We start from the raw sequence: 5,274 nt of genomic DNA on the forward strand, positions 1-5,274 counted from the left end.
GTTCCGGCAGCCTTCAGTGGTCTTTGCAGAGTTAAGACAGGCGGCTTAGCGTTGCACTTCGAACTTGAATCCGCCTACCACCAGTGTCATAATCAGAATCGTAAAAAAGATTTCCATGTTTTCCTTATAGCCTCTTCTTCCAACAGGCGTGAGCAGTACGGCACGGGAACAACGTGCTCTGAGGGATTGTAAAACAAAAGCAGCAATGGCTTGAAAACAGGACGTGCGTTTCAGGTAATTAAGGAAGATTCTGGAAGAAAAGCGCAGATGGACAGTGTGATGTCCTGAAGGGGGAATCCTTTCCCCCCATAGCAGAGTTAGATCGCCCAGCCACCGACATAGAAGGCAACCAGCGCCACCGCGATCACCACGGTGCCAGCATTCAGTTTACGCCACTCACCGGCCACGATACGGCCAATCACCAGTGACGCGAAACCAAGCATAATACCGGTCACGATATTGCAGGTCAGCACGATAAATACCGCCGCCAGCAGGCCAGACATGGCATCAACAAAATCATCGAAATCAATTTTCGACACATTGCTCAGCATCAGCAGACCAACATACATCAGCGCAGGTGCTGTCGCGTAAGCGGGCACCAGATACGCCAGCGGAGACATAAACAGAATCAGCAGGAACAGTAATCCCACCACCAGCGCGGTCAGACCGGTTTTGCCACCCGCCGCCGTACCCGCGGCTGACTCGATATACACTGCTGCCGGAGAAGAACCCACCAGACCGGCAAACATGCTGCTCACGGAGTCGGTGGTCAGCGCTTTGCCGCCATTGATAATCTGACCGTCTTTATCCAGCAGATTCGCCTGACCTGCGACGGCACGGATGGTGCCGGTGGCGTCAAACACCGCCGTCATCACCAGCGCCAGCACGCTTGGCAGAACCGCCGGTTGCAGTGCGCCTAAAATATCAAGGCTGAACACCAGCGAATTGCCACTGGCATCGCTCAGGCTTGGCATCGCGAACAGACCGTGGAACTGCACCGTCGGGTCAAAAATCAGACCGATAATAGAAATGGCGATAATTGTCAGCAGGATGCCGCCTGGAACGTGCAGTTTCTCCAGACCGAAAATCACCGCCAGACCGATCAGCGACAGCAAGACCGGGAAAGAGGCAAAGTTGCCCAGCGCCACTGGCAGACCAGGAGCCGGGTTCTTCACCACCAGACCCACGCCATCTGCCGCGATTAACAGCAGGAACAGGCCGATACCGACGCCCGTACCATGCGCCACGCCCATCGGCAGGTTACGCAGGATCCACGCACGAATACCGGTCGCAGAAATAATGGTAAACAGCACCCCCATCAGGAATACCGCACCCAGCGCCACTGGCACGCTAATCTGCTGACCCAGCACCAGGCTGAAAGCGGTAAACGCGGTCAGCGAGATAGCACAGCCAATCGCCATCGGCAGATTCGCCCACAGGCCCATAATGATCGAGCCAAATGCCGCCACCAGACAGGTGGAAACAAATACCGCCGTCGGCGGGAAACCGGCTTTACCGAGCATGCCCGGCACCACAATCACCGAGTAAACCATGGCGAGGAAGGTGGTGAGACCAGCAATCACCTCCTGACGCACGCTGCTGCCGCGCGCAGAGATTTTAAACCAGGCGTCGAGCGAGCCACCTGCCTGACGTGAAGGAGTCGACATAGAGAATATCCCCTAAGATTTTTTATGAGTTATTTTTCCCGGAATTAGCACCGGTGAACCACTGAACGGCGACGCAAACGTTTACTTCTGCGGCTGTAAAAAAGGCAAACGATTATCCTGCCTTTATCACCGCATTTTCAACTGCTGTTTGCCGCGATACGCGTCTTTTAACACTATTTTTGCGCAATATCAGTCTGACAGTTGCAACTCACCGCCCTGCTGTACCCCACGTCGCCAGGCAGGGCGCGCCTGAACTTTTTCCAGCCATGCCTGGCTGTGTGGCAGTTGTTGCAACGCACCCCGTTTCGCCATCGCCAGTAACGGGAAACTCATCTGAACATCGGCAATGCTGAAATGCTGACCGGCAAACCACGGATGGCTGGCCAGATGCTGCTCAATAAACTGCTGATGGCGGGCAATCTGCTTATTCAGAAACCCCTTCTGCACCCCTTTCCCCAGCATCGCACCAAACGGCCTGAGCAGCCACGGCACCGGCGGTTTACCCATGCGGCCAAAAATCAGTGACATCACCAGTAATGGCATCAGCGAACCTTCCGCGTAGTGCAGCCAGTAGCGCGACGCGATGATTTCATCCGCATCCGTCAGTTGCAGGCGATATTCATGGTCATATTTGGTACTGAGGTATTCCAGAATGGCACCCGACTCGGCAACCACCCGGTTTTCATCGGTAATCACCGGTGACTTACCCAGCGGATGCACTTTCTTCAATGCTTCCGGCGCCAGCAGCGTGCCTTCACGCTGATAGCGTTTAATTTGATACGGCACTTCGAGTTCTTCCAGCAGCCACAGAATGCGCTGGGAGCGAGAGTTATCCAGATGATGAACCGTGATCATGAGTGGACCTTTAGTCAGAGAAGGTCACTCATTATAGCTCGTCAGCGTCCTTTTCAATGCCAGATTCCAGCAGAATCGCACCTGTACCCTGCTGTGACAGACGGTCATCCGGGTTACGCAGCGGGCAGTCACGCATCGACAGACAACCACAGCCGATACAGCCATCCAGCTGATCGCGCAGCCGGGTCAGCGTCTGAATACGCCGGTCCAGCTCCTCACGCCACTGCTGAGTCATTTCGGCCCAGGCCTGCATCGAAATGCGTTTATCGGGCGGTGAATCCATCATGCTTTCGCCAATGGTCGCCAGCGGAATACCAATACGCTGGGCAATCTTAATGATTGCCACCCGGCGCAGCACATCACGGTTATAGCGCCGCTGATTACCGCCGTTACGCGTACTGGAGATTAATCCTTTCGTCTCATAAAAGTGCAGCGCAGAGACCGCCACGCCGCTGCGCTTCGCCACTTCACCGGGCGTCAGCACCGCTTTCTGGTACTTGCGTTCTTTTTTCATTTTGCGCTTTACCTCAAGTTAACTTGAGGAATTATACTCCATCCGCAACTGAACAGCGCAATCAAAATCTTAAATGAAGGAATGAGGTCATGATGCATAACGACATTATTCATACACTGACTGACTGGATTGAACAGAATTTAGATAAGACACTGTCGATAGATGACGTGGCGGCAAAATCGGGCTATTCGAAGTGGCACCTGCAACGTATGTTCCGTTCAGTGACGAAACAAACGTTGGGCGAATACATTCGTGAGCGGCGGTTAACTCTGGCGGCCGAAGCGCTGACCAGCACGCAGCGCCCGGTGTTTGATATTGCAATGCAGTATGGCTATGACTCGCAGCAGACGTTTTCCCGTGTCTTTCGCCGCCAGTTTGACCAGACGCCTACGGCGTACCGCCACACCATGCGCAGAAAGAATATGCAGCGTCAGGGCAACTGGCAGTTTGACTGTAGCGAGCACTATATGGGTGTTTACCCACGTGCTCACGGCGAATACTGCCCGCTCAGCTAAGCCGGGCGGCATCAGTGGGCTCTTTTCTGTTCGGGACGTGGTGCGCCCGTTTCCCAGCAGGTTGGCGAGAAGTACCAGCCGCCGCCTAATTCCTTAATGTGATACATCGCCGCATCGGCCTGCGCCAGCAGGGCTTCAGGTGAGCTGTGGCGGTTCGCCACCGCGATACCAATACTCAGCGACTGCTGTACCTGCTCGCCCTGCGGCAAACGAATCGGTTTTTCCATCGCCGTCATAATATGACGCGCGACCTGCGCCGCCTGCTCGCCCGATGCCACATCAGCCAGCATGATGGCGAACTCATCACCGCCAAAACGTGCGACCAGATCGCCGCGACGCAGATGTGCCCGCAACCGTTCGGCAGTCGCACTCAGCACACTGTCGCCAGCGGCATGCCCCCAGGTGTCATTAATCTGTTTAAAGCGGTCACCATCAATAAACAGTACCGCGAGCGTGGCGCGCGTTTCAGCCTGGTCAAAACGCTGCGCTAATTCACGTTCAAAGTGCGCGCGATTCGGCAGACCGGTCAGCGCGTCATGTGCCGCCTGATGAGCAAGCGAGGCATTCTCGCGCGTAATATGGTGCTGCCATTCGGCCAGTTCATCCAGCAGGCCATTGAAATCCATACTTAACTTGTTCAACTCAGCAATCTCCGAAGAAGGTACGCGCTGCGAGAACGCCCGGCGTTTACGCACGTCGTGCGCAACGGAAGCAATACTGCGCAACCCCTGAATAATTCCCGCATGCATACGATGGGAGAGATAAAAAGCAATCAGCGCCGTGATCAGCAAACTGCCTGTCAGCCAGCCTAATGCGCGCCAGATAAACTGGATAATGACGCTGGCGTCACCGGTGATCCACACGCGACCCACTTCATGCTGATTGGCCACCACCGGCAGACTCACCGGGTGAGGAAACAGCCAGCCAGCAATCATGGCATCCACGCCATTTTCGATCTGTACATTGGGTGAGCGCCAGCTGGAGAGCAGTTCCCGGCGGGCATTATAAATTTTGCCCTCGGCAAACTGCCCCTGCGCCCCGAGCACCTGCAGCACATCTTTAGCCGCACCGGCGTCATTGGCATTCACTGCCGATTGCGCGCTGTAACTGATGGTCGAAGCCACCAGTTGCAGATTGTTTTCGGCGTAATAGCGCAGGGCAAACAGCGACAACAGTGACAGTGACATTCCAGAAATCACAAACGAAACCAGAATAATCAGCACATGAATCCGCTGTAACGATTTGCGCAACGTGGGAAGTGCGCGTCGATGTGGTTCAACCACATAACTGACCTGTGGATTGCGTCTAACCATGATCCTGCCCTGCTTATCGCGCCAATCGCTGCGCGCGTAACTTCACTGGCGATGACCCTCTGACAATATCATCTGACTCGCTGCCACCCGTATTGGGCTGTGGTGATACACCACAAACAGCACGCTATAACGGCTCCGGCTTTATTACCGGGCACTCCCCCGCGTCAGGGCAGAATCATATTGACTGAATGGGTCTTCAGACGATGAGGCACAGTATCAACAGACTGCGGCTCAGGGTTGTGGCCTTCAGTTATCTGTCAGGCTTGATGAGCGTCGCAAAGGGATGGTCACAGGAGAGTTCCTCCGCTGGTGGAAAACATGTTGCGGGTAAACAACATAAGGAAGGTGCGATTAATTCGATGGGAACCATTTTTTCGTCCTGTCATCGTATGGTAAATGAACAAAGAACC

At 54.7% G+C, this 5,274-nt stretch carries 6 protein-coding genes; 2 read left to right on the forward strand and 4 right to left on the reverse strand.

Annotated features, from left to right (window positions below; all coding sequences use genetic code 11):
* A partial coding sequence (locus ACSZO1_RS21575; protein WP_437616320.1) for a hypothetical protein occupies nucleotides 1-192 on the forward strand: 192 nt, incomplete at its 5' end.
* A 125-nt stretch (nucleotides 193-317) separates the two neighbouring features.
* Here the strand turns inward: ACSZO1_RS21575 and ACSZO1_RS21580 are convergent.
* From ACSZO1_RS21580 to soxR, 3 genes are all read right to left on the reverse strand, one after another.
* Nucleotides 318-1,667 carry an NCS2 family permease gene (locus tag ACSZO1_RS21580; protein ID WP_437616321.1) on the reverse strand — a complete coding sequence of 450 codons (1,350 nt, stop codon included), beginning with the start codon at nucleotides 1,665-1,667 and terminating at the stop codon, nucleotides 318-320.
* A gap of 189 nt (nucleotides 1,668-1,856) precedes the next feature.
* On the reverse strand, nucleotides 1,857-2,522 hold the full coding sequence (locus tag ACSZO1_RS21585) for a glutathione S-transferase family protein (protein ID WP_437616323.1): 666 nt from the start codon (nucleotides 2,520-2,522) through the stop codon (nucleotides 1,857-1,859).
* A 31-nt stretch (nucleotides 2,523-2,553) separates the two neighbouring features.
* The gene (soxR, locus tag ACSZO1_RS21590; RefSeq protein ID WP_437616325.1) at nucleotides 2,554-3,036 is read right to left on the reverse strand and encodes a redox-sensitive transcriptional activator SoxR; all 483 of its coding nucleotides are present in this window, start codon (nucleotides 3,034-3,036) and stop codon (nucleotides 2,554-2,556) included.
* An 89-nt stretch (nucleotides 3,037-3,125) separates the two neighbouring features.
* Between soxR and soxS the strand changes: the two genes are divergently transcribed.
* Nucleotides 3,126-3,551, forward strand: a complete 426-nt coding sequence (soxS, locus tag ACSZO1_RS21595; RefSeq protein ID WP_437616327.1) for a superoxide response transcriptional regulator SoxS — start codon at nucleotides 3,126-3,128, stop codon at nucleotides 3,549-3,551.
* A gap of 11 nt (nucleotides 3,552-3,562) precedes the next feature.
* Here the strand turns inward: soxS and ACSZO1_RS21600 are convergent, their stop codons facing one another.
* Nucleotides 3,563-4,864, reverse strand: a complete 1,302-nt coding sequence (locus tag ACSZO1_RS21600) for a diguanylate cyclase domain-containing protein (protein ID WP_437616329.1) — start codon at nucleotides 4,862-4,864, stop codon at nucleotides 3,563-3,565.
* Nucleotides 4,865-5,274: the final 410 nt, after the last annotated feature.

The organism is Erwinia sp. V71 (assembly GCF_965644245.1).
Classification (GTDB): domain Bacteria; phylum Pseudomonadota; class Gammaproteobacteria; order Enterobacterales; family Enterobacteriaceae; genus Erwinia.

Excerpts from the sequence above, each read along its gene's own strand:
- ACSZO1_RS21580 (WP_437616321.1), bottom strand. The coding sequence starts at position 1,667 with ATGTCGACTCCTTCACGTCAGGCAGGTGGCTCGCTCGACGCCTGGTTT.
- ACSZO1_RS21585 (WP_437616323.1), bottom strand. The coding sequence starts at position 2,522 with ATGATCACGGTTCATCATCTGGATAACTCTCGCTCCCAGCGCATTCTG.
- soxR (WP_437616325.1), bottom strand. The coding sequence starts at position 3,036 with ATGAAAAAAGAACGCAAGTACCAGAAAGCGGTGCTGACGCCCGGTGAA.
- soxS (WP_437616327.1), top strand. The coding sequence starts at position 3,126 with ATGATGCATAACGACATTATTCATACACTGACTGACTGGATTGAACAG.
- ACSZO1_RS21600 (WP_437616329.1), bottom strand. The coding sequence starts at position 4,864 with ATGGTTAGACGCAATCCACAGGTCAGTTATGTGGTTGAACCACATCGA.